28 protein-coding genes are annotated in these 23222 nt (G+C 64.4%); 12 read left to right on the forward strand and 16 right to left on the reverse strand.

The annotated features are described in order from the left end of the window. The 5 genes from H8A95_RS30085 to tsaA form a co-directional block, all read left to right on the forward strand. A partial coding sequence (locus H8A95_RS30085; RefSeq protein ID WP_229186491.1) for an SPOR domain-containing protein occupies nucleotides 1-392 on the forward strand: 392 nt, incomplete at its 5' end. A gap of 268 nt (nucleotides 393-660) precedes the next feature. After that, nucleotides 661-1413: an AzlC family ABC transporter permease gene (locus tag H8A95_RS30090; RefSeq protein WP_229186492.1), complete on the forward strand. Its 753-nt coding sequence runs from the start codon at nucleotides 661-663 to the stop codon at nucleotides 1411-1413. Beyond that, nucleotides 1410-1754 carry an AzlD domain-containing protein gene (locus H8A95_RS30095; protein WP_229186493.1) on the forward strand — a complete coding sequence of 115 codons (345 nt, stop codon included), beginning with the start codon at nucleotides 1410-1412 and terminating at the stop codon, nucleotides 1752-1754. The genes H8A95_RS30090 and H8A95_RS30095 overlap by 4 nt, the downstream gene beginning before the upstream one ends. A 61-nt stretch (nucleotides 1755-1815) precedes the next feature. After that, nucleotides 1816-2796 carry a Bug family tripartite tricarboxylate transporter substrate binding protein gene (locus H8A95_RS30100; protein ID WP_229186494.1) on the forward strand — a complete coding sequence of 327 codons (981 nt, stop codon included), beginning with the start codon at nucleotides 1816-1818 and terminating at the stop codon, nucleotides 2794-2796. 3 nt (nucleotides 2797-2799) lie between these two features. Further along, nucleotides 2800-3291 carry a tRNA (N6-threonylcarbamoyladenosine(37)-N6)-methyltransferase TrmO gene (tsaA, locus tag H8A95_RS30105; RefSeq protein WP_229186495.1) on the forward strand — a complete coding sequence of 164 codons (492 nt, stop codon included), beginning with the start codon at nucleotides 2800-2802 and terminating at the stop codon, nucleotides 3289-3291. A gap of 137 nt (nucleotides 3292-3428) precedes the next feature. On the opposite strand, the gene H8A95_RS30110 is transcribed toward tsaA, so the two are convergent. Genes H8A95_RS30110 through H8A95_RS30130 form a run of 5 tightly spaced genes read right to left on the reverse strand, consistent with a single transcriptional unit; the run spans nucleotide 3429 to nucleotide 6561 of the window. After that, complete coding sequence (locus H8A95_RS30110) at nucleotides 3429-3854, reverse strand: HIT family protein (protein ID WP_229186496.1); 426 nt, start codon at nucleotides 3852-3854, stop codon at nucleotides 3429-3431. Nucleotides 3855-3907: 53 nt separating this feature from the next. Then, complete coding sequence (locus H8A95_RS30115) at nucleotides 3908-5158, reverse strand: GNAT family N-acetyltransferase (RefSeq protein ID WP_229186497.1); 1251 nt, start codon at nucleotides 5156-5158, stop codon at nucleotides 3908-3910. Next, complete coding sequence (locus H8A95_RS30120; protein WP_163154107.1) at nucleotides 5145-5336, reverse strand: hypothetical protein; 192 nt, start codon at nucleotides 5334-5336, stop codon at nucleotides 5145-5147. Before H8A95_RS30120 ends, H8A95_RS30115 begins: the two co-directional genes overlap by 14 nt. A 1-nt stretch (nucleotide 5337) precedes the next feature. Next, complete coding sequence (locus H8A95_RS30125) at nucleotides 5338-6090, reverse strand: glycerophosphodiester phosphodiesterase (RefSeq protein WP_229186498.1); 753 nt, start codon at nucleotides 6088-6090, stop codon at nucleotides 5338-5340. Between the two features lie 3 nt (nucleotides 6091-6093). Beyond that, nucleotides 6094-6561, reverse strand: a complete 468-nt coding sequence (locus H8A95_RS30130; protein WP_229186499.1) for a RidA family protein — start codon at nucleotides 6559-6561, stop codon at nucleotides 6094-6096. A 264-nt stretch (nucleotides 6562-6825) separates the two neighbouring features. Between H8A95_RS30130 and H8A95_RS30135 the strand changes: the two genes are divergently transcribed. Together H8A95_RS30135 and H8A95_RS30140 are read left to right on the forward strand one after the other, a co-directional pair. Beyond that, entirely contained in the window at nucleotides 6826-7692 is an 867-nt protein-coding gene (locus H8A95_RS30135; RefSeq protein ID WP_163154101.1) for a cell envelope integrity EipB family protein, read from the forward strand. 233 nt (nucleotides 7693-7925) lie between these two features. Beyond that, nucleotides 7926-8327: a RidA family protein gene (locus tag H8A95_RS30140; RefSeq protein ID WP_229186500.1), complete on the forward strand. Its 402-nt coding sequence runs from the start codon at nucleotides 7926-7928 to the stop codon at nucleotides 8325-8327. Between the two features lie 103 nt (nucleotides 8328-8430). Here H8A95_RS30140 and H8A95_RS30145 read toward each other — a convergent pair whose 3' ends face one another. Both H8A95_RS30145 and H8A95_RS30150 read right to left on the reverse strand, forming a co-directional pair. Then, nucleotides 8431-9747 (reverse strand): DNA polymerase IV, encoded by a 1317-nt coding sequence (locus H8A95_RS30145; RefSeq protein WP_229186501.1) that lies wholly within the window; start codon nucleotides 9745-9747, stop codon nucleotides 8431-8433. Further along, nucleotides 9726-10025: a DUF3572 domain-containing protein gene (locus H8A95_RS30150; RefSeq protein WP_076858046.1), complete on the reverse strand. Its 300-nt coding sequence runs from the start codon at nucleotides 10023-10025 to the stop codon at nucleotides 9726-9728. Before H8A95_RS30150 ends, H8A95_RS30145 begins: the two co-directional genes overlap by 22 nt. 228 nt (nucleotides 10026-10253) lie before the next feature. On the opposite strand from H8A95_RS30150, the gene H8A95_RS30155 reads away from it, so the two are divergent. Both H8A95_RS30155 and H8A95_RS30160 read left to right on the forward strand, forming a co-directional pair. Beyond that, the gene (locus H8A95_RS30155) at nucleotides 10254-10619 is read left to right on the forward strand and encodes a response regulator (protein WP_016845968.1); all 366 of its coding nucleotides are present in this window, start codon (nucleotides 10254-10256) and stop codon (nucleotides 10617-10619) included. A gap of 15 nt (nucleotides 10620-10634) precedes the next feature. Continuing rightward, nucleotides 10635-12008, forward strand: a complete 1374-nt coding sequence (locus H8A95_RS30160) for a PleD family two-component system response regulator (protein WP_229186502.1) — start codon at nucleotides 10635-10637, stop codon at nucleotides 12006-12008. 88 nt (nucleotides 12009-12096) lie between these two features. On the opposite strand, the gene H8A95_RS30165 is transcribed toward H8A95_RS30160, so the two are convergent. Both H8A95_RS30165 and H8A95_RS30170 read right to left on the reverse strand, forming a co-directional pair. Further along, nucleotides 12097-13302, reverse strand: a complete 1206-nt coding sequence (locus tag H8A95_RS30165) for a serine hydrolase domain-containing protein (RefSeq protein WP_229186503.1) — start codon at nucleotides 13300-13302, stop codon at nucleotides 12097-12099. A 128-nt stretch (nucleotides 13303-13430) separates the two neighbouring features. Beyond that, nucleotides 13431-14033 (reverse strand): TetR/AcrR family transcriptional regulator, encoded by a 603-nt coding sequence (locus tag H8A95_RS30170; RefSeq protein ID WP_229186504.1) that lies wholly within the window; start codon nucleotides 14031-14033, stop codon nucleotides 13431-13433. Nucleotides 14034-14166: 133 nt separating this feature from the next. Between H8A95_RS30170 and H8A95_RS30175 the strand changes: the two genes are divergently transcribed. Further along, nucleotides 14167-15399 (forward strand): MFS transporter, encoded by a 1233-nt coding sequence (locus H8A95_RS30175; RefSeq protein WP_229186505.1) that lies wholly within the window; start codon nucleotides 14167-14169, stop codon nucleotides 15397-15399. Between the two features lie 265 nt (nucleotides 15400-15664). Here the strand turns inward: H8A95_RS30175 and H8A95_RS44230 are convergent, their stop codons facing one another. Then, complete coding sequence (locus tag H8A95_RS44230; RefSeq protein ID WP_229186506.1) at nucleotides 15665-16042, reverse strand: hypothetical protein; 378 nt, start codon at nucleotides 16040-16042, stop codon at nucleotides 15665-15667. Between H8A95_RS44230 and H8A95_RS30185 the strand changes: the two genes are divergently transcribed. Continuing rightward, the gene (locus tag H8A95_RS30185) at nucleotides 15933-17249 is read left to right on the forward strand and encodes an ammonium transporter (RefSeq protein WP_338027986.1); all 1317 of its coding nucleotides are present in this window, start codon (nucleotides 15933-15935) and stop codon (nucleotides 17247-17249) included. The genes H8A95_RS44230 and H8A95_RS30185 overlap by 110 nt on opposite strands. A gap of 72 nt (nucleotides 17250-17321) precedes the next feature. Then, complete coding sequence (locus H8A95_RS43695) at nucleotides 17322-17453, forward strand: inositol phosphorylceramide synthase regulatory subunit KEI1 (protein WP_244485707.1); 132 nt, start codon at nucleotides 17322-17324, stop codon at nucleotides 17451-17453. Between the two features lie 118 nt (nucleotides 17454-17571). Here H8A95_RS43695 and H8A95_RS30190 read toward each other — a convergent pair whose 3' ends face one another. The 6 genes from H8A95_RS30190 to rnr all read right to left on the reverse strand — a co-directional run. Beyond that, complete coding sequence (locus H8A95_RS30190; RefSeq protein ID WP_229186507.1) at nucleotides 17572-18102, reverse strand: hypothetical protein; 531 nt, start codon at nucleotides 18100-18102, stop codon at nucleotides 17572-17574. Nucleotides 18103-18210: 108 nt separating this feature from the next. Continuing rightward, nucleotides 18211-18378, reverse strand: coding sequence for a 50S ribosomal protein L33 (rpmG, locus tag H8A95_RS30195; protein WP_027537094.1), 168 nt, complete (start codon nucleotides 18376-18378; stop codon nucleotides 18211-18213). 128 nt (nucleotides 18379-18506) lie between these two features. Continuing rightward, nucleotides 18507-19832 carry an LLM class flavin-dependent oxidoreductase gene (locus H8A95_RS30200; RefSeq protein ID WP_229186508.1) on the reverse strand — a complete coding sequence of 442 codons (1326 nt, stop codon included), beginning with the start codon at nucleotides 19830-19832 and terminating at the stop codon, nucleotides 18507-18509. Nucleotides 19833-20061: 229 nt separating this feature from the next. Then, the gene (locus H8A95_RS30205; RefSeq protein WP_163149870.1) at nucleotides 20062-20811 is read right to left on the reverse strand and encodes an NUDIX hydrolase; all 750 of its coding nucleotides are present in this window, start codon (nucleotides 20809-20811) and stop codon (nucleotides 20062-20064) included. Nucleotides 20812-20847: 36 nt separating this feature from the next. Next, nucleotides 20848-21285, reverse strand: a complete 438-nt coding sequence (locus tag H8A95_RS30210) for a DUF983 domain-containing protein (RefSeq protein ID WP_229186509.1) — start codon at nucleotides 21283-21285, stop codon at nucleotides 20848-20850. Then, nucleotides 21276-23222 (reverse strand): ribonuclease R (rnr, locus tag H8A95_RS30215; protein WP_229186510.1); only part of this gene is annotated, 1947 nt, incomplete at its 5' end. The genes rnr and H8A95_RS30210, both read right to left, overlap by 10 nt.

Genomic DNA, 23222 nt, shown 5'->3' on the forward strand with positions numbered 1-23222 from the left:
CTGCGGCCGGCCGCAACGGCAAGATGCCACAGCGTGCGCCGACCGCGAGCTGCCGCGAGCTGATGGCGCTGTTGAAGCGCGCGCCCAATCCGTTTGTGGCCGGGCTCGAGCAGCATATCACGCTGTCGGCGGCCAAGGTATGGGGCGTGCAGCTTGCCGCCGGCTTCAGCCGCGACAAGGCGCTCGCGATGTATGCCCGGGCCATGAAGCGGCTGTCGAGCGTGATCGGCGATCAGGATCCGAGCTTGCTCGGTTCGCGGCTGCGCACCCGCGGCAGCGCGACGTTCTACCAGGTGCGCATCGGCGCCGACACGCGCCCCGAGGCCGACGGCCTGTGCAACCGCATCCGCAAGGCGGGCGGCGCGTGCTTCGTGCTGAAGAACCGGGCGTGATCTCCCCGCGTCATTGCGAGCCACCCGGTCGGCGCAGAGCGCCGCCGGATGACAGGCTCCGCGAAGCAATCCATGCCTCGGCGGAACGGATAGATAGATGGATTGCTTCGTCGCTTCAGCGCAAAATTGCTTTGCAATTTTGTCGCGAGCTCCTCGCAATGACGGTTTGGGCGCGGGGCTACTGCATAGCAGCGCTGTGCCGTCTCTTTCTTGACCCTGCGTAGTCAGCGCCCTAAGCCGCCGACATTGCAAAACCATCCGGCTCCCCGTGGCGCTTCCTCCGCTCGATTCTCCGCAATGGCAGACCTCGTTCCGCGCCTTCCTGTGGGGCGCGCGGTCGATCGGCGCCACCGTGCTGACGCTCGTGCTGTTCGCGACCTATCTTGGCATCGGCGCGCTGGCCCATGATTCCGGCTTCTCGCTGGGCTGGACCCTGGCGAGCACGGCATTCGTCTGGGCGGGGCCCGCGCAGATCATCGTGATCACGACGCTCGGCTCCGGCGCCACCGTGCTGCAATCGGCGATCGCGGTCACCGTCAGCGCGATCAGGCTGTTTCCGATGGTGGTCTCGGTGTTACCGTTGATGCGCACCGAACAGACCAAGCGCCGGCATCTGATCCTGGTGGCGCATCTCACCGCGGTGACGCTGTGGGTCGAATGCTACCGCTTCCTGCCGCAGGTGCCGCGCAACCGGCGGATCGCCTTCATCCACGGGCTCGGCCTGGGGCTGGTCTCGGTCTGCCTGATCGCCAACACGATCGGCTATGCGCTCGCGGCCAACCTCACACCGCTATTGGCCGCCGGCATGCTGATGCTGACGCCGCTTGCGTTTCTGTTCTCCACCGCGCGCAACTGCCGCGAGCTCGCCGACGTCATCGCGCTGGTGCTTGGGCTCTTGCTGTTCCCGCTGGCCGCGATGCTGAACAGCGGCGTCGATATCCTGGTCAGCGGCGTCGCCGCGGGGACCATCGCCTATGCCGTGCACCGGGCGAGGGCGGGCATCGTGAGGGCGCGCGCGTGACCGGCTTCATCGGAGACTGGCACGCGCTTGCTATCCTGTTCGTGGCGGGCGTCATCCCCAACCAGATCTGGCGCATGCTCGGCCTGTGGTTCGGCGGCGGCATCGACGAGAATTCCGAGCTGCTGGTCTGGGTGAGGGCGGTCGCCACCGCGATCCTCGCCGGGATCATTGCGCAGATCGTGGTGCAGCCGCCGGGCGCGCTTGCAAGCGTGCCGGACTGGCTGCGCTACAGCGCCGTCGCCGCAGGCTTTGTGGCGTTCATGCTGGCGCGGAAAACGATCTTCGCCGGCGTGATCGTGGGCGAGGTCGTCGTGATTGCGGGCAAATACTGGCTCGGCTGATTGCGGCGAGCGCATTATCCGCTACTCTCATTCCCCAAGAACAAAACAATGGGGAAACGGCATGCAGCGGCGCGCATCATCGCTATTCATTGTTGCTCTGACAGCGTTGCTGACGGTGGCGTTGCCGGTGCATGCCGCCGACTATCCGACGCGACCGATCAAGCTCATAGTGCCCTATGCTGCGGGCGGACCGACCGACGTGCTGGGCCGCATCGTCGGCGAATATCTCGGGCGCGATCTCAAGCAGGTGGTCGTGGTCGAGAACAAGGCAGGCGCGCAGGGCGCGATCGGCGCCGAGGCCGTGGCGCGCTCCGATCCCGACGGCTACACGCTGTTCGTGACGGCGGCCTCGATCTTCGTGCTCAATCCGCTGCTCTACAAGAAGCTGCCCTACGATCCGGCGAGGGATTTTCGCCTGCTGTCGGTGATCACGGACGCGCCGATGATCATGGAGGTGAATCCGTCCGTACCTGCCAAGACGATCGCGGAGTTCGTCGCCTACGCGAAGACGAATCCCGGCAAGCTCAATTTCGGCTCGGCCGGCACCGGCGGCACGGTGCATCTCGCCGGCGAGATGTTCAAGCAGATGGCCGGCGTCGAGATGACCCACGTGCCGTACAAGGGCGCCGGACCCGCGCTGCAGGATTTGCTGTCAGGCAACATCCAGCTGATGTTCGATACGCTTGGCACCGCGCTGCCGCCGGTCAAATCAGGCATGCTGCGCGCGCTCGGCGTCAGCTCGACCGCGCGCATCCCCGATTTGCCCGATCTGCCGACCATCGCCGAGAGCGGCTATCCCGATTATGCGGTCAGCGTCTGGTATGGTATCGCTGCGCCGTCGAAAGTGCCTGACGAGATCGCCGGCAAGATCAAGGCGAGCCTCGACCGGGCCTTGAACGACGAGGCGTTTCGCGCTTCGCTGGTCAGGATCGGTTTTCCGCCGCTGCGCGCGAAGAGCCAGGCCGAGATCGACAAATTCGTGGATGCCGATCGCGCGCGATGGGCGGGCGTGGTCAAGGCGCTGAACATATCATTGGACTGACAGATGGTACGTGAAATGGAATTGCGCCTGGGCGAGGTTGCCGTCGACATGCCGCCGGCGCGCGACGCCGGGCTTGTGTTCATCGGCCGCATCCGAACGCCCTGGACCTCACGGCTGGCGACGCCGCGACAGGGGCGTCATGACGGTCCGGTGTGCCGGCTCGAGATTTTCGAGCCGTGGGTCGCCGCGATCAAGGGCGTCGATTTCTACTCGAATCTCGAGGTGCTGTACTGGCTGCACCAGTCGCGCCGCGACATCGTGCTGCAAAGCCCGAAGAACAACGGCAACACCCGCGGCACCTTCTCGCTGCGCTCGCCGGTACGTCCCAATCCGATCGGCACCTCGATCGTGAAGCTGGTCGGTGTCGAGGGCAACGTCATCCTGGTGCGCGGCCTCGACTGCCTCGACGAGACGCCGCTGATCGACGTCAAGCCCGACCGCTGCGAGTTCACGCCGCTGGCGCCGCCGCAGTCGGGGGATTTCGAGACGGAGTGACGTCTCGCCGCCGTCATTCCGGGGCAGGCTACGGTTATGCCGTCATTGCGAGGAGCGCAGCGACGAAGCAATCCATCGTTCCGCATGTGCCGAACGATGGATTGCTTCGCTTCGCTCGCAATGACGGGGAAAGGCCGCTATTTCAACGCAGCGATCAGCTTCGCCGCGCTGGCTTCCAGCACCTTGCCGTCTTCCTTGTGGCTCGCGGGCGGCAGCAGCGCGACGCCATCCTTGCGGGGCATCACGTGCATGTGGAGATGGAAGACGACCTGGCCGCCGGCTGGCTCGTTGAACTGCTGCACGGTGATGCCGTCGGCCTCGAAAGCTTTCATTCCGGCGGCCGCGATCTTGTGCGCGGCGCGCGCGACATGGGCGTAGTCGTCGGGCGTGATGTCGAGGATGTTGCGGGCAGGGGCCTTCGGAATCACAAGCGTATGCCCCGGCGAGCGCGGCATGATGTCGAGGAAGGCGAGCACGTGCTCGTTCTCATAGACCTTGTAGCAGGGAAACTCGCCGCGCAGGATCTTCGCGAAGGGGTTGTTGTTGTCATAGGCGGCGGGCATGGCGGCGGCTCCTCGGAGTTTGTTGGCCTAATGTCCCGGTCACGATCCAAACGTCAAGCGTCGTCGTCGACGGTCTTCCGGAACGGGCCGGCCTCGGTGAGCTCGCGGCCGACCTCGGCGACGTAATCGCGCTCGCGCTTGAGGTAATCGGCGATGGCGCGGCGCAACCCCGGATCGGCGATGAAGTGCGCCGAGTGGGTGGTCTGCGGCAGGTAGCCGCGCGCCAGCTTGTGCTCGCCCTGCGCGCCGGCCTCGACCACCTTGAGCCCGCGCTGAACCGCGAAATCGATCGCCTGATAGTAGCAGACCTCGAAATGCAGAAACGGGTGGTGCTCGATCGCGCCCCAGTTGCGGCCGAACAGCGTGTCCGAGCCGATGAAGTTGATCGCGCCGGCGATCCAGCGCCCGTTGCGCTTGGCCATGACCAGCAGCACGTCCCGGCTCATGCTCTCGCCGATCAGCGAGAAAAACTCTCGGGTGAGATACGGCCGGCCCCATTTGCGCGAGCCGGTCTCCGTGTAGAACTCGAAGAACGCGTCCCAGGCGTCCTCGGTGATATCGGAGCCGGTCAGCCAGTGGATGGTGATCCCGGCGGTAACAGCCTCGCGTCGCTCGCGCTTGATGCCCTTGCGGTGACGGGAGTTCAGCGAGCCCAGAAAATCGTCGAAGCTCTTGTAGCCCTGATTGTGCCAGTGGAACTGCTGGTCGGTTCGCTGCAGGAAGCCGTGCGCGCCGAGGAATTTTGCCTCGTCCTCGCGAGCAAAAGTGACGTGCACGGAGGAGGCTTCAGTGGCGTTGCAGAGCGCCCGCAGGCCTCGCGCCAGCGCCGAGCCGATCGCCTCGCGGTCGACGCCGTCGCGGATCAACAGCCGCGGCCCGGTTGCGGGCGTGAAGGGGACCGAGACCTGCAGCTTCGGATAATAGCTGCCGCCGGCGCGGTGATAGGCCTCGGCCCAGCCGCGGTCGAACACGTATTCGCCCTGCGAGTGCGATTTCAGATAACACGGCACGACGCCGACGATCCGGCCGTCGAGTTTCGCCACCAGATGCCGCGGGCCCCAGCCGGTCCGTGGGCAGGCCGAATTCGAGGCCTCGGCGGCGGCAAAAAAGGCATGGGAAACGAACGGGTTATAGCTCGAACTTGCGGCGGTCTGGCAATCGCCTGCGGCAGCGCGCGAGGCCAGTGTGTCGAGGTTATGGATGCTGTCCGCATCCGCCTTGGGATTGGCGCAGGCGTTCCATTCGGCGGCTGGAATGCCGCCGATGTCAGCTACGGCCTCTAGGGTAATTTCAGAAGACGCCATCGAGAATGAAGACCGGTGCCTCTTTTGAGCATGATCTTGCCGGAACAGCTGGCTCCACTTCCGGATCATGCTCTGCATTCCGCCATCGCCGATGACGACCAACGCTTTGACCAACGCCCAACCAGCTCTTGCCAAGATCGTGCATCGCAGCGACGACTTCAAGGCCGCGAAGGAACATGTCAGGTTCCCGGCACAAACCCCTCGAAGATCATCTGATCGGCGTAACGGGCCGCGCGCTCGCGCTGTTCCGCGGTCCGCACGGTCCATGCCAGCAGCGGGCAGCCGAACACGTTGCGGGCGATCCAGGGCGCCGGCGCCGGTAGCTGGTTGACCCAGAAGGCAACGAAATGCGGCTCGGTCTTGAAGCCGTGGCGCAGATACAGCATGCCGTCGCGCTGCGCCGGCGTCAGCTTGGTCCATGAGCTGTCGTCATAGGTGCGCTGAGCCGTGATGCCGCGCGGCAAGGCCGGCATGATCTCGCGCAGCGCCAGCACCTGGTCGGGATCGAACGACATGCCGACGACAGGGCCGGAATAGGACGACAGCACCTCGGCCATCCGGGCTACCAGCTTGCGGTCGCCGTCGAAATGGCTCTTCACCTCGACCACCAGCGGAACGCGGCCGGCGACCAGCGCGCAGAGGTCGCCGAGCGTCATCATCTGCTCGGACGTGTTCTTGAACTTGACTGCTTTCAGCTCGGCCGCCGTCTTCGTCGCCAGTAGGCCCGAACCTTCGGTGAGGCGGCCGAGCGCATCGTCGTGATGCACCATCGCCTCACCATCGGCGGTGAGCTGGATATCGCACTCGATGGCGAAGTCGCCGGCAACCGCAGCGTTGGCCGCGGCCGGCATGTTCTCGATGACACCGCGTGCGGCATCATGCAGGCCGCGATGAGCGACCGGCCGTTTCGTCAGCCAATCAGGGGCACGCATCGATCAGGAGACTTCGAACACGCCTTCGACCTCGACCGCGGCATCCGCCGGCAGCGAGGCAACGCCGACGGTGGTGCGAGCATGTCGGCCCTTGTCGCCGAACGCTGCGACCATCAGGTCGGAAGCGCCGTTCAGGACCTTCGGTCCGTCGAAGAAATCAGGCGCCGAGTTGATGAAGCCGCCGAGTCGCACCACGCGCACGACCTTGTCGAGATCGCCGAGCGCCGCCTTGACCTGGGCCAGCAGGTTGATCGCACAGCCCTGCGCCGCGGCGACGCCTTGCTCGATCGTGACGCCGGCGCCGAGCTTGCCCTTGGCGATCAGCTTGCCTTCGGCGTTGAAGCAGACCTGGCCCGAGAAGAACAGCAGGTTTCCGCTGCGGACGAAGGGGACATAGTTTGCGACCGGGGCGGTCGGTTCAGGAAGTGTGATGCCCTGTGACGCCAGTTTCTGTTCGACGGTACCCGCCATCTTTGTTCCCCAATTGGATTGCACGAAAGCCTGAAACGCGGTCAGGGCCAAGTTTGTTTCGATTGTTTCGCGCATCGTGCCGCTGGTTGCAAGCGACTGTAAGGGTACGCGGAGTGCCGCCGTGACACGCGGAATCGCACGAAAAATTGCCGAAAATGACGGCATTTTCGCTGCGCACATTGCAATTTTGTAAAACTTGCCCCAGTTGCGGCGCAATACCACCGTCACTATTGTGGCGAATCCCTGCCTCCTTGAGGAAAAACCATGACCTTGCCGTTTGGGAATCCGTCGCGTGCCCTGGTGCTCACGATCGCGGTAGCCGCAGGATCCGGCCTGGTTCATGGGTCCGCCGCTGCTGCGGCAAGCGGGCCGTTTCTCGCGCATCAGGCGCTGTACGATCTCAGCCTCGTGAAATCACGCGGCTCCAATTCGGTCAGCGATGCGCGCGGGCGTATCCTCTACAATTTCTCCGGCAACTCCTGCGAAGGCTACACCTCCGAATTCCGCCAGGTCTCCGAACTCGACAGCGGCGAGGGCAAGGTGACGCTGTCAGATCTGCGCTCATCGTCCTGGGAGGATGCGTCGGGCAAGAGCTACCGCTTCAAGATCGACACGCGGATGAACGACAGTGAATCGTCCCCGGTCGACGGCACCGCCGAGCGCGTCGGCGATCATATCACCGTGAAGCTGACCCAGCCGGTGAAGAAGACGTTCAATCTCGACGGCAAGATCGTGTTCCCGACCGAGCAGATCCAGCACATCATCGCTGCCGCCCGTGACGGCAAATCGGTGCTCGAGCAGACCGTCTATGACGGCTCCGACAATGGCGAGAAGGTCTACAACACGCTGACGGTGATCGGCCGGCCGCTCGCAGGCGACCGCGCGCCCTCATCGCCCGATCCGTCGACGGCGAGCGATGCGATGAAAACCATGACGCGCTGGCCGGTGACGGTGAGCTATTACGACAGTGATGCGCGGGCGAAGGACGGCGAGCAGACGCCAGTCTATGCGATGTCGTTCGAACTGTACGAGAACGGCGTCTCCCGCGCGCTGGTGCTGGACTACAACGATTTCGTGATCTCGGGCGCGCTGGACAAGTTCGACGTCAGGGATTCCAAACCCTGCAAGTGAGGGGCTGGCTGTAGCCACACACTCGGTGTCGTCCCGGCGAAAGCCGGGACCCAACCACCGAACGTGATTACTGCGCGACGTTGGGGCCGCAGCTTCCTTCAACAACTCAACCCTGTGGCTATGGGTCCCCGCTTTCGCAGGGACGACAGCGGGGCAAGCCCGCGAGACCGCTCTGGCCGGAACCCTCAGACGCGAGTACGCTTCGCAAAACACGCGTCTCAGGGAGGCACATCATGAGCAAGCTCGACCATCTTCGCCCCAGCGGCCTGCATCACAATCCGGCTTACTCCCACGTCGTCGTCGCCTCGGGCGCACGCACCATCTACATTTCCGGACAGGTATCCACGGACGAGGAGGGCCGGGTGGTCGGCGCCGGCGATCTTGCCGCGCAGACGACCCAGGTGATGCAAAACCTCGGCACGGCGCTGAAGGCGGCCGGCGCGAGCTATTCCAACATCGTCAAGATCACGACCTTCGTCGTCGGCTACAAGCCGGAGCTTCGCCCGATCATCGGCAAGGCGCGCTCGGCATTCTTCGAGGGCATGGAGCCGCCGGCCTCTACGCTCGTCGGTGTCACCGCGCTCGCGGCTCCGGAGTGGCTGATCGAGATCGAGGCGGTTGCGGTCGCGGATTGAGAGGCACACTCTCCGTCATTGCGAGAAGCGAAGCGACGAAGCAATCCATAGTGCCGCAAGCGGCAAGCTGGATTGCTTCACTGCGCTCGCAATGACGGAGGTCTTACTCCTCCGCGTTCTTTTGCGGTCCCTCATAGGCAATGCCCCGGATCACGGCGGCATTGCCGAACTTCTTGCGCAGATTGTCGATCGCGCGTTCGGCGTGGGCCGAGCGGCGGTCGAGCATGTCGGAATCGTTGGCCTGCGAGCCCGGGCGCAGCGCGCTGACGCCGGCGCCCATCAGGCGGAAGGCCGTACCGTCGATCTCCTTGGCCAGCATCTCGCGCGTCACCGCAAAGATCTTTGCGGCAAGCTGGGTCGGGGTCTGGATCGATTGCGAACGGGTGCGCTGGCGGAAATCAGCGGTCTTCAGCTTCAGCGTGATGGTGCAGCCGGAGAGTTCGCTGCTCTTCAGCCGCGCCGAGGTTTTCTCCGACAGCTTCCAGAGCAGCTTTTCCAGGACTGCAAAATCGCGGATGTCAGTCTCGAAGGTGGTCTCGCTCGAAATGGTCTTGGCGCCGCGGTCGGGCACCACGCCGCGGTCGTCGATGCCGCGCGCCAGCCGCCACAGCCTGCGGCCTTCGCTGGCGAACTGCTTCATCAGTTCGTTCTCGTCGGCGCGCTGCAAATCGGCGATGACGCGGAAGCCGCGCTGCACGAGCTTCTCCTGCGTCGCCGGGCCGACGCCATAGATGAAGCCGACCGGCTTGCTCGCCAGCATCTCGCGCGCCTCGTCCTGGTCGAGCGTGGCGAAGCCCCTGGGCTTGTCGAGGTCGGAGGCGATCTTGGCGAGGAACTTGTTGCAGGACAGCCCGACCGACACTGTGATGCCGATGTCGCGCTCGACGTCGCGGGCGAATTTGGCGAGCACCTTGGCCGGGATCATGCCGTGGACGCGCTGCGTGCCGGAGAGATCGAGGAACGCTTCGTCGATCGACAGCGGCTCGACCAGCGGCGTCAGCGCCTGCATCGCGTGCCGCACCTCGCGCCCGACCCGGACATATTTCGCCATGTCCGGTGGGATCACGGTCGCATCCGGGCAGAGTTCCAGCGCCTTGAACATCGGCATCGCCGAACGGACGCCGTAGGTGCGCGCGATATAGCAGGCGGCCGACACCACGCCGCGCTTGCCGCCGCCGATGATGACCGGGCGGTCGGCGATCTCAGGATTGTCGCGCTTCTCGACGGTGGCGTAGAACGCGTCGCAGTCGATATGGGCCAGCGCCAGTGCGGGCAGGGTGCGATGACGTACCAGCCGCGGCGAGCCGCAATGGCTGCATCGCTTCACCTTGATATCGAGATCGCCGAGGCAGTCTCGGCAGAAACTGAGGGGGCCGTCGGATGCCGCCGCTGCCGTCGTCACGGCACGTCGCGCTCCCATCTCGGGTCACCCAGCGCCTGGTGGGCGGCAGCGATGTTGGTCGGGTGCAACTCGGAGGCCGCGGCGAACGCCTTCACGGTGGCATCGTCGCGCATCACGAAATCGAGCACGCTCGCAAGAAATTGAGGATTGGACGCCGCGTTCCGCAGCGTCTCCGGACCGATTCCGGTTTCAGCCAGGAACAAGCCCAGCCGCTCGGGATCGCCGGCAATGAAGCCGAGCGCCTGAATCGCAACGATTTCAGCGACTTCCCGCGGGTTGTGAACAGGCTTTTTCAACGCGCCGGTTTGCCTTTCCGTTAACTTATGGTCTCTATTGAGAGACCCATCATGCCCGAGTCTTCCGCGTGTGTTCAAGCAACGGAAACCACGCTACGGAAGTTGGACTTCGGGTTAACGGGTTAGAGCGATTCTGGCGCTAGTTTGAATTCACATTTTCGACGCGTCCCGAGCGCGGTGCGTGAGGTGCCGCAGCCGGGCCCGTCTCCTGGGTTTGGGAGGGACGGGATGGCCAAAACCGTCCTGATCGTGGAGGACAACGAGCTCAACATGAAGCTCTTTCGCGATCTGTTGGAAGCGCACGGCTATCAGACTTCGGGTACCAGCAATGGCTTCGAAGCGCTCGATCTCGTCCGCAAGCTGCGCCCCGACCTCATCCTGATGGATATTCAGCTGCCCCAGGTTTCCGGCCTCGAAGTCACGCGCTGGATCAAGGACGATCCCGATCTGCGCACGATTCCGGTGGTCGCGGTCACCGCCTTCGCCATGAAGGGCGACGAAGAACGCATCCGCGAGGGCGGCTGCGAAGCCTATTTGTCCAAGCCGATCTCGGTCGGAAAATTTATTGAGACTGTCCGACGCTTTATCGGATAGGGGAGTTGTGGTGCAATGTCCGCGCGTATCCTCGTCGTCGATGACGTTCCGGCGAACGTCAAGCTGTTGGAAGCCCGTCTGTCGGCCGAATATTTCGATGTGCTGACCGCTTCCAACGGGACCGAGGCGCTGGAAATCTGTGCACGCGCCGAATGCGACATCATCCTGCTCGACGTCATGATGCCGGACATGGATGGTTTCGAGGTCTGCCGCCGGTTGAAGTCGAATCCGGCGACCCATTTCATTCCAGTCGTCATCGTCACGGCGCTCGACAGTCCTGCCGATCGCGTGCGCGGGCTGGAATCCGGCGCCGATGATTTCCTGACCAAGCCGGTGTCCGATGTCGTGCTGATCGCGCGCGTGCGCTCCCTGACGCGGCTGAAGATGATGACCGATGAGCTGCGCATGCGCGCCATCACATCGCTCGAGATCGGCATGCAGGCGCCGGAGCGCAGCGCAATCGCCGACAAGGGCACGGGCGGCCGCATCCTTCTGGTCGACGACCGGCCGTCGTCCTATGAGAAGCTGGCGCCGATCCTCTCCGCCGAGCACACCGTCGACGTCGAGACCAATCCGTCGGAAGCCCTGTTCCACGCCGCCGAGGCCAACTACGACCTCCTTATCGTGTCGCTCAGCCTCGACAATTTCGACGGCCTGCGCCTGTGCAGCCAGGCCCGCTCGCTCGAGCGCACGCGCCAGGTTCCGATCCTCGCGATTTCGGATGCCGACAACAACGCGCGGCTGATGCGCGGGCTCGAGATCGGCGTCAACGACTATCTGCTGCGTCCGGTCGACAAGAACGAATTGCTGGCGCGCGCACGCACCCAGATCCGCCGCCGCCGCTACACCGATCATCTGCGCGACAATGTGCAGAACTCGATCGAGATGGCGATCACGGATGCGCTGACCGGCCTCAACAACCGGCGCTACATGGAGAGCCACCTCGCGACGCTGGCGGAGCAGGCCTCGATCCGCGGCAAGCCGCTGGCGCTGATGATCCTCGACATCGACTACTTCAAGGCGATCAACGACACCTACGGCCACGATGCCGGCGACGACGTGCTGCGCGAATTCGCCGTCCGCATCCGCAAGTCGATCCGCGGCATCGATCTCGCCTGCCGCTATGGCGGCGAGGAGTTCGTGATCGTGATGCCCGAGACCGATCTGCATGTCGCCGGCATGGTCGCCGAGCGGCTGCGCCGCTCAATCGCGGGCGAGCCGTTTGCCGTCGACAAGGGCGGCAAACGGATCACGGTCACGATCTCGATCGGGCTCACCACGCTGGAGCGCAAGGGCGAGCAGGTCTCCGACGTGCTCAAGCGCGCCGACACCGCGCTCTATCGTGCCAAGCACGATGGCCGCAACCGCGTGGTTTCGGCGGCGGCGTAACGCGATCTCGTAGCCCGGATTTCGCGGAGCCTGTCATCGGGCGCGCCTTCGCGCGACCCGTTGGCTCCATCCGGGCTACCAAATCCTGCTATCTCCCGCGCTTCACCGCGTCATACGCCATCCGCTTGAACTCGAACGAGAACGGATGGACGAACGCCATCTGGCGCTGCGCCATCATCACGCCGGCGGTGCCCGTCTTCGGCGAAATCCACCACTGCGTGCCTGCGACGCCGCCCCAGTAGAATTCACCGGCCGCGTCGGGATGATCGATCGGCGAGGGGTTGAGGATCAGACCGCCGGCAAGCCCATGCGCCTTGCCGGGCTGTTCACCCATCATCGCGAAGCGGATCCATTGTCCTTCGGGCAACTGGTTGGACATCATCGCGGCGATCGTGTCCGGCTTCAGCAGCGTCGGTCCTCCTGGCAGCAGGCTGCGGATCAGTGCGACCATGTCGGGCAGCGTCGAGACCAGGCCACCGCCGCCATTGAGCCTGGCGATCGGGCGCAGATAGGCGCCGGGGAAGGGCGCATTGTCGGTGCGGGTGAGGCCGGGTTTCATCGGCTCCATGAGGTCCGCGCCGGCGTAGTACGCGACGAGGCGACCCTGGTCCCGTTCGGGAACGACGAAGCCGGTATCGACCATGCCGAGCGGTTCGAGGATGCGTGCCTTGATGAAATTGTCGAAGCGCTGGCCGCTGACGACTTCCACGAGGCGTGCGATCACGTCGATCGCGAGCGAGTATTCCCACGACGTGCCCGGCTGATAGATCAGCGGCAGGTCGGCCAGCACATCCACCATCTGGGCCAGGGTCGTATTCGGATTGTGCACGCCGCGCTCGTTCAGCGCCTTGAAGATGACGGTGCCGGGATCGAAGAAGCCGTAGCTCAAGCCGGCGCTGTGGCTCAGCAATTGGCGGATCGTGATCGGGCTCTTCGCGGGCTCGGTCTGATCGAGCGAGGTCGCGCCCTTCAGCAGCACCTTGCGATTGCGGAGCTGCGGAATGAATTTCTCGATGGGGTCGTCGAGCTGAAGGCGGCCTTCCTCCATCAGCAGCAGCACTGCGCAGGAGGTGATGAGCTTGGTGTTGGAGAAGACCCTGAAGATATGATCGGTGCGCAACGGGATCTGCGCTTCCTTGTCGGCCCATCCGACGCAGCTGACGTCGACGAGCTCGCGCCCGACCATGACTGCCGACGAGATACCGGAGAGGAGATCGTTGTCGATATAGCGCTGCATGGCGGCGCGCGCCGGCGCGAAATCGTAGCCGGTGGCCGTCACCTTCAGATCTTCCATGGTCGTTCCCCTGTTGTGCCGCGGATCTTCGCGCGGTCGTCGGCAATCTCGCGTGACGGAATATTCGGTCGGTCCGTCGCGCGTGGTCAGCGCTACCAACCAAACGGAACCTCCAAGTGCAACCGGATTTATCTAGCCCGCTTCTTGTCGGCAGGCGCGGAGCTCTCGACCTTGACCCCGGCATTCGCCAGCAGCACGCGGGCGGCTTCCTTGGCCGCGCGCGCCATTCCCGGATCGTCGCGCACCAGGTCCTGCGCGATCGAGCCGTCGACCAGCAGCGTGAGCTGGGTCGCAAGTCCCTCGGCATCGGCGACGCCGAGCTGCCGCAGCAGATCGCGAAACCAGACCCGGCGGCTTTCCTTGAACGCAATTGCGATATTCCGGAAGGTGCGGCCCTCGTCCTCCGGACCGAGTTCGGCCACCGCGTTGACGAACGGGCAGCCGCGAAAGTCTTTTGCCGAGAAGCGCCGCTCCAGCGAATCGAAGGTCGCGAGGATCTGCTCGGCCGGCGGCTTGTCCGAGGGACGGGGCTGCACGAAGCGGTGCTGCAGATAGGCCTCGATCAGCGCGTCCTTCGACGGGAAGTGATTGTAGAGCGTGCGCTTGCTGATACCGATCTCGGCCGCGATGGTGTCGACGCCGATGGCGCGAATGCCCTGCAGGTAGAACAGTTTGTCGGCGGTCTCGAGGATCCGCTCTTTCATGGTCTGTTTGGGAGGCGGGGAAGCCATGCGCCGGCCGTGATCCTCTTCGCTTGACAGTTGGTCCCCTGTATAGCCTAAGTACACAGGTCTGTGTAACCAAAACATGCGTGAATCGCAGGCCGTGGCACTCGTGCCGCGCCGTCATGGGAGAACAAGAACAATGCCCCTGTTGCAGGTCCTGCGTCCCACGCTTCCCATTCTGATCGGTGCCTCCATCATGCTCACGCTGAGCATGGGGCTGCGGCAGAGCCTCGGCATCTTCATGCAGCCGCTGACGCACGACATCGGTATTTCGGTATCGCATTTCACGCTGGCGCTCGCGGTGCAGAACCTCGCCTGGGGCTTCTTGCAGCCCCTCGCGGGCGCGATGACAGTGCGCTACGGCTTCCGCCCGATCATGGTGGTCGGTGCGCTGGCCTACATCGCGGGCCTCGTGCTGATGACGACGGCGCATAGCCTCGTCGCCATCATGATCGGCGCCGGTGTGCTGATCGGCCTTTCGCTCGCCTGCACCGCGAATGCGATCGCCATGTCGGTCGCGGCGCGCGCGGTGTCGGAGACGGTGCGCTCGACCGTGCTCGGCATGGTCTCCGCCGCGGGCTCGCTCGGCGCGCTGCTGTCGGCGCCGATCGGCCAGATGCTCAATGAAGGATTCGGCTGGCGCGTCGGGCTCGCCGGCTTCGTGATCTTGTCGATCGGGATGATTCCCGCCGCGTTGTATGCCGGTCGCGTCGACAAGATTCCGCTGCCGAAGCCGGCGGCCGATGATATCGGCAACGCCACTGCGGCGACCGCGGCCAAGACCGCGTTCGGCAACGCATCCTTCGTGGTGATGACCTGCGCCTACATGGTTTGCGGCATGCAGCTCGTCTTCCTCACCACGCATTTGCCGTCGTATCTGGCGATCTGCGGGCTCGACCCGATGCTGAGCGCGCAGACGCTCGGCATGATCGGCGGCTTTAACGTGCTGGGCTCGCTGTTCTTCGGCTGGGCCGGTCAACGCTGGAACAAGCTGGCGCTGCTGGGTGGGATCTACATCCTGCGTTCGCTCGCACTCGCCTGGTACTTCATGCTGCCGGCGACGCCGGGCACGACGCTGCTGTTCGGCGCCATCATGGGCTTCCTCTGGATGGGCGTCGGTCCGCTGGTCGCGGGCGCGGTGGCCGAGATGTTCGGGCTGCGTTGGCAGGCGATGATCCAGGGCCTTGCCTTCATGAGCCACCAGGTCGGCAGCTTCCTCGGCGCTTACGGAGGAGGGGTGATCTACGACTCGCTCGGCTCCTACACGATGGCCTGGCGGATCGGCGTCGCGCTCGGCCTAGCCGGCGGCATTATTCAGCTTGCCTTCGCACTGATCCGGCCGGCGCAACCGCCGGTGCTCAAGGCCGCATAGCTTCTGATCCCGGTGAACCGGCGACTGCCCCACTCGTGGGCAGTCGCCGGTTGCTGCCTATTTTTCCATCGATGGCTTGCTGCGAGAACGTGCAGTGGAGCGCGAAGCCGTTCTGTGCGCGGATCGGATTTACAGTGTCTTCAACGTGTTGACCGGCACGCGCCGGTGGCACGAATCTTGATTGAATTTGGCTATAAATCGTGCCGGAAGCCGTCGCTGCGGGTTCCGGCGTGGGGACCTATGGGAAGGGCTGGCCACGATGAGGCTAGTCGCCGTCATTCTCCAGCCATCCGCGCACCACGGCTTTCGCCGCGCCGCCGAGCAGTGGCCCGTTGTGCCTCGCATCCGGCCTGATGCCGCAGCGACTTCGCTGCTTCGCGCTTTCAGCGTCGCCGACGCCGGAACGCACTGCGCCCATTCCGAACACCAGCATTTCTTGTGATGGGAGGACGATGATGGAGTCTGCGACATACACGCGCCCGAAGCTCGTGAGAATCGTGTTTGCCTTGCTGGGAGTGGCCGCTCTTTGCCTGTTGTTCAGCAACCTTGCGCTGGCTGAGGATGCGGCGTCGCCGCCGGCCTGCGGCGGCAAGATTCTCGAGAAATGCACGCCGAATTCCGGCGACACCGCCTGGATGCTCACGTCAGTCGCGCTCGTCCTGATGATGACGATCCCGGGCCTTGGCCTGTTCTACGGCGGCATGGTGCGCAAGAAGAATGTCGGCGATACCGTGATGACCAGCTTCGCCGTCACCTGCCTGGTCACGATCCTGTTTGCGGTCCTGACCTACAGTCTGGCGTTCCGCGCCGGCACGCCGTTTATCGGCGGCCTGGATCGCATGTTCCTCAAGGACATCCTGAGCGACATCGGCAAGGGTGGCATCGGCAATCCCAATCCACTCGCCGCGACCATCCCCGAGTCCGTCTACATCTGCTTCCAGATGACGTTCGCCATCATCACGCCGGCGCTGATCGCCGGCGCGTTCGCCGAGCGGATGAAGTTCTCCGCGATGCTCTGGTTCATCGGGCTGTGGGCGATCTTCGTCTACGCGCCGATCGCGCATTGGGTCTGGGGGCCCGACGGCATATTCTCCGCGGGTAACGATGCTGCGTATGTCAAGGTTCTCGATTTCGCCGGCGGCACCGTCGTCCACATTAATGCCGGCGTCGCCGGCCTGATGTGCGCCATCATGCTCGGCAAGCGCGTCGAGACTGGGCCGGCGCACAATATGGTGCTGACCTTCATCGGCGCATCGCTGCTGTGGGTCGGCTGGTTCGGCTTTAATGCCGGCTCCGCTGTCACGGCTGGAATGCAGGCGGGCATGGCGATGCTGGTGACCCAGATCGCCACGGCGGTGGCGGGCTTCACCTGGATGCTGGTGGAATGGGCATTGAAGGGCAAGCCGACCGTCGTCGGCATCTGCTCGGGGGCCGTTGCGGGCCTCGTCGCGATCACGCCGGCCTCCGGATTCGTCGGGCCGGTCGGCGCCTTCGCCATCGGCATCGCCGCCGGTGTCTGCTGCTACTGGGGATGCACCGGCCTGAAGCGCATGTTCAGCTACGATGATGCGCTGGACTGCTTCGGCGTCCATGCCCTCGGCGGCATCGTCGGGGCGCTGCTGACCGGGGTTTTCGCGGTCGAGCAGTATGGCGGAACGGCCGGGGTTCTGGAGGGAAATGCCGGACAGTTTCTCAATCAGTGCATCGGCGTCGCGACGGTTTTCGTGTATGATGCCGTCGTGAGCCTGATCATCCTGTTCGTGATCAATCTCTTCGTCGGGCTTCGCGTCACACGGGATATCGAGCGCGAAGGGTTGGATCTGGCACTGCACGGCGAGGTCGTGCAGTAGACTTTGGCGGCATTCCGCACAGCCGGCGATCTTCGCCGGCTGGCGCGGATCAAAGCTGTTCGAGGTGATCCGATGAACTGGTTCTATTGGAACACAGCGTGGTCGCTGTTCTTCAGCCTCGTTTGGTTCATGACCATCACGCACAATCCAGATGCACGCATCGCGGACGCGCATCTGCCCGATGAGGCGTTCGGCGGCCGCTAGAGCATGATCCGGACCCGGAGGGCCGCGTTAGCGCAAAGTGCGAAGCGGTTTTCCGAAAAGATCATGCTCAGACAACGAGCTAGAGCGCGATGACGATTCAACCAATTCTCGTCGCGCTTTAGCTGCGGTAGTAGCGCCACATTCTGAGGAACGTCCGGTGGATCTCGTCGGGCGTCCGGTCGAATGGCTCGAGATCGACGCGGACCACGCCACGATGGTCCATGCGCCACGGCAGGCGCATCAGGAGCCGATAGGCCGGCCGCTTGCGCCAATCGGCCACCAGCGCGCTGCCGAGCGGCCCGCTGAGTGCGATCTGCAACTCGTGAACGGTCATCGCGCGCTCGGCGATCTCGACGAGCTCGATGCGCGTGATGGAGCGCCAGCGGATCAGCCCGAAGGCCTGGATGAAGATGCCGTACTGGTTGGCCCCGATGGTCGGACGACCGGCCTCCAGCAGGGGGATGTTGTAATAGGTGAAGCCGCAAGCTGCCGCTGCCGGCGCCAGCCAATAGATCGCGCCGGTGATCCAGGTCGCGGTCAGAAAGATCGCGGCCAGGGCGGCCGTGACATAGACCGGAAAGTAGATGTCCTCGCGGCCGTAGGCGACCGAGTAGCCGCCGACGTTTCCCTCGTCCAAGCTTGCGATCATGTGAGCCCTGCGCCCGAGGCTTGCCCGGGAAGCATGCGGGATGACGCTCAGCTACAAAGCAAAAACGGGGCCGCGAGGGCCCCGTTCGAACACCGAAAGCAAGCGATCTTACTTGATCTTGGATTCCTTGAACTCGACGTGCTTGCGCGCGACCGGGTCGTACTTCTTCTTGACCAGCTTGTCGGTCATGGTGCGCGAATTCTTCTTGGCAACGTAATAGAAGCCGGTGTCGGCCGTCGACACGAGCTTGACCTTGATGGTGACCGCCTTGGCCATGTGCAAAACCTCGAAAATCGGGGGATATCGGGAGCCGGCCAAATCGGCCCGCGTTTGGCCGGGAAACTAGCTGCAAACCGCTCAAAGTCAAGGATTTCCGAGCCAAAACCAGCCCGATTCCGGGCCGATTACCCCTCGAAGAACTGATTTTTTGGCCTTGGCAGGCCCAAATTCTCGCGCAGCGTCCGTCCCTCGTACTCCCTGCGGAAAATCCCGCGCTTCTGCAATTCGGGAACGACCTTGTCGACGAACTCGAACAGGCCCTGCGGCAGATAGGGGAACATGATGTTGAAGCCGTCGCTGCCGCGCCCCTCCAGCCATTCCTCCATCTGGTCGGCGATAGTCTGCGGCGTGCCGACAAAGGCGAGCCCGCCATAGCCGCCGACGCGTTGCGCGAGCTGGCGCACGGTGAGCTTGTCGCGCGCGGCGACATCGACGAGACGCTGCCGCCCGCTCTTGCTGGCATTGGTTTCCGGGATCGGCGGCAATTGCCCGTCGGGATCGAAGCCGGACGCGTCGGTGCCGAGGATCACCGAGAGCGAGGCGATCGCGCTGTCGTAGTGCACGCGGCTGTCGAGCAGGGCGCGCTTCTCCTTGGCTTCCTCGACGCTGTCGCCGACCACCACGAAGGCGCCAGGGAGGATCTTCAGATGCTCGGGATCGCGGCCGATCGTCTCCATGCGGCCCTTGATGTCGGCATAGAGCTTCTGTCCGTCGGCGAGGCTGCCGCCGCCGGTGAACACTGCTTCCGCAGTCTCGGCCGCAAGCTGCCTGCCGTCATCGGACGCGCCGGCCTGCACGATGACCGGCCAGCCCTGCACCGGGCGGGCGATGTTCAGCGGGCCGCGCACCGAGAGATATTTGCCCTTGTGATTGAGCGTATGCATCTTGTCGGGATCGACGAACAGCCCGGACTCGACATCGCGCACGAAGGCATCGTCGGCGAAGGAATCCCACAGGCCTGTGACGACGTCGTAGAACTCGCGGGCGCGCTTGTAGCGCTCGGCGTGCTCCATGTGGTCGTCGAGTCCGAAATTCAGCGCCGCGTCCGGATTGGATGTGGTGACGATATTCCAGCCGGCGCGGCCGCCGGAGATGTGGTCGAGCGAGGCGAAGCGCCGGGCGACGTGATAGGGCTCGTCGAAGGTGGTCGAGCCGGTTGCGATCAGGCCGATATTTTCGGTGACGGCTGCCAGCGCCGAGAGCAGCGTGAACGGCTCGAACGAGGTCACGGTGTGGCTGCGCTTCAGCGCATTGATCGGCATGTTCAGCACGGCCAGATGGTCGGCCATGAAGAAGGCGTCGAACTTGCCGGCCTCGAGCTTCCGGATCAGCTGCTTGATATGGTCGAAGTTGAAATTGGCGTCGGGCCAGGCCCCGGGATAGCGCCAGGCGCCGGTGTGAATGCTGATCGGCCGCATGAATGCGCCGAGCTTGAGTTGACGCTTCGCCATTGCCCCGTTCCGTTCTTGATGTCGTTAGCGGAACAGATAGGAAGGCGTTTCGCGGCGCGCCATCCGGAAGATTATTTTGTTTTTGCTGGTTGTCTCAGCATCGTCATTCCGGGGCGGCGCGCAGCGACGAACCCGGAATCCATTCTTCAACCGTTGTGCGGCTCAATGGATTCCGGGCTCGCGCCAAGAGGCGCGCCCCGGAATGACGAATGGATAGTTCGTGCGCGCCTCACGCCCCCAACACGTCCTTGTGCATCTTGCCGCCATAGAAATGGAAGAACGGCACGGCCGCGTCGTGGCGGAGCGGGCCGGTGGCGAGACGGCGGTCGAGCTCGGCGAGCACGTTCTTGGTCATGGCATGCGCGTCGGCGAGCGGCTCGGAGCCGATCTCGACCCAGACCAGCTCGACCAGTTCGGCATCGGCATGCACCACGCCTTCAACGCGATGCGCGATCGTCGAGGCGTCCGCGGTGAAGAAGCGGGTGTCGAAGCGGCGGACGCGGCCGGGCGGGGTGATCGCACGCGCGATCAGGAACAGGCCGGACGGATCGGGCAACAGACCGGCGTCGGCGAACGGCGCCCAGGGACCGTCGAGCTTCTGCGACTTCTCGACCTTGCGGCCGAGGCAGAGCCCGGTTTCTTCGCAGGCTTCGCGGATCGCCGCATTGGCGAGCGCGCGTGCGCGGCCGGGCGTGATCTTCGGGCTGCCCTTCAGGAGATTGGCTTCCAGCTCCGGCGTGATTGGTGCAGCGACCGGCACGCGGTTGTCGGCCTTGTCGACGCGGCCGCCGGGGAAGACGAATTTGCCCGGCATGAACACCACCTTGTCGTGGCGCTTGCCGACCAGCACCTTCGGCTTGGCGCCGGAGCGATCGATCAGGATCAGCGTCGCGGCATCCTTCGGCCGGAAATACGCGTGATGATCGGCTTCTTTTTCGCCCTGGTGGACGACGGCGGCGGGTGCGGCGGCTTCAGTCATTTCATCCCTTTCATTTCTTCTTGTGGTCCGGTTTAGCTAGACCGGCGGGATGTCGCTAGGGGGATTCTCGTCAAAGCCATGCATGCGCAGGGCCCATTGCAAGCCGATCACGGCTCCCTTCACCGGCTGCAGCAATGCGAGCGATGCGAACAGCGTGAACGGCAGATAGATCGCCAATTGCAGCCACACCGGCGGCGAATAGTTGGTCTCGATCCAGAGCGCGGTCGGTACCACGATATGGCCGACGATGACGATGACGAGATAGGCGGGCAGATCGTCGGCGCGATGCGGCGTGAAATCGAGATCGCAGACCGGGCAGTGGCCGTCGCATTTGAGAAACTTGCGGAACAGTTTTCCTTTTCCGCAACGCGGACAACGGCCGCGGAACCCGCGCCTCATCGCGCTCCACACGTCGCGCTTCTCGGGCTCGGCCGCGTCGCGAGTCCAGACCACCGTCGGCGGTGTCACGTCCATGACTTGCCTCTCTTCGATTTGCCGGACTTCTGCTTCGCCGGCTTGCGGTCCTTCTTGTTGCGCGCCTTCCGTTCCTTATGCGCCTTCTTGCCGGATACCTTACCGGGTCCCTTGCTGTGTCCCTTGCCAAATCCCGCGGCGCGACGCTCGTCCCGTCCGCCGTCGCGCTTTCTGCCGCGCGGAATTGTCTGACCATCGGATAATAGCTCAAAACGCAGGGCGCCCGCCACAGGAGCTGCCTCGACCAGCCGCACGTCGACGACGTCGCCGAGCCGATACATGGTGCCGCTGCGCGTCCCGATCAGCGCGTGGCGGGTTTCGTCGTAGTTGAAATATTCGCTGCCGATGGTCCGGATCGGGATCAGGCCGTCGGCGCCGGTGTCGTCGAGCTTCACGAACAGGCCGGCGCGCGTCACGCCGGAAATGCGGCCCTGGAACGAGGCGCCGACCTTGTCGGCGAGGAAATGCGCGATCAGCCGGTCGGTGGTCTCGCGCTCCGCCTTCATCGCGCGGCGTTCGGTGACGGATATCTGCGCTGCGACCTCGGCCAGCGTCTCCACGCTCTCATCCGTCGGCAAGGCGCCTTCGCCAAGGCCAAGCGCGCGGATCAGCGCGCGGTGCACGATCAGATCGGCGTAGCGGCGGATCGGCGAGGTGAAGTGCGCGTAGCGGCGCAGGTTCAAGCCGAAATGGCCGTAGTTCTCGGCGGAGTATTCGGCCTGCGCCTGCGAACGCAGCACCACCTCGTTGACCAGCGGCTCGTAATCCTCGCCCGAGACTTGCGCCAGCACGCGGTTGAATTGCGCAGGCCGCAGCACGCCCTGCTTGGTGAAGGGCAGGTCGAGCGTCTTCAAAAATTCCTGGAGGTTGTGGACCTTCTCCTGGCTCGGCTCGTCATGCACGCGATAGATCAGCGGCAGCGCCTTCTTCTCGAGCATCTCGGCCGCGGCGACGTTGGCGAGGATCATGAATTCCTCGATCAGTCGGTGCGCATCGAGTCGCTGCGGCACGATTACCCGATCGACAGTGCCGTCGCCCTTCAGTAGGATCTTGCGCTCAGGCAGATCGAGATCGAGCGGGTCGCGTTCGTTGCGTGCGAGCTTGACCAGCTCATAGGCCGACCACAGCGGCTTCAGAATCGGATCGAGCAGGGGACCTGTCGTGTCGTCGGGCCTGCCGTCGATCGCGGCCTGCGCCTGCGCGTAAGCGAGTTTTGCAGCCGAGCGCATCAGCACGCGGTGGAACGTGTGCGAGCGCTTGCGGCCGTCGGCGCCGATCACCATGCGCACCGCGAGCGCGCCGCGCGGCTCGCCCGGCACCAGCGAGCAGAGATTGTTGGAGATGCGCTCGGGCAGCATCGGCACCACGCGATCGGGGAAATACACCGAGTTGCCGCGCTGGAGCGCGTCGCGGTCGAGCGCCGAGCCGGGACGCACATAGAAGGCGACGTCGGCGATCGCGACATGGACGATGAAGCCGCCCTTGTTGTTCGGATCAGGATCGACTTCCGCATGCACGGCGTCGTCGTGGTCCTTGGCGTCAGGCGGATCGATGGTGACGAGCGGCACGTCGCGCCAGTCCTCGCGGCCCTGCAAGGTCGCAGGCTTGGCGTCTTCGGCTTCGCGCAGCGCGGAGGACGAAAACACCTGCGGAATGTCGTGGGTGTTGATCGCGATCAGGCTGATCGCCTTTTCGCTCGCGATCGAGCCGAGCCGCTCCTTGACGCGGGCGGAGGCGAGCCCAAAGCTGCGGGTGCGGATCAGGTCGACGCTGATCAGGTCGCCGTCCTCGGCGTCGCCGCTGTCCGCCTTGGCGATGTTGAGCTCGCGGCCGGCCTGCTTCTTGTCGACCGGGATCAGGCGGCCGCCGCCGTCGGGATTGCGGCGAAAGATGCCGAGGATGCGCGTGCGCCCGTGATCGATCACCTTGATGACGCG

This window comes from Bradyrhizobium oropedii (assembly GCF_020889685.1).
In the GTDB taxonomy this organism is placed as follows: domain Bacteria; phylum Pseudomonadota; class Alphaproteobacteria; order Rhizobiales; family Xanthobacteraceae; genus Bradyrhizobium; species Bradyrhizobium oropedii.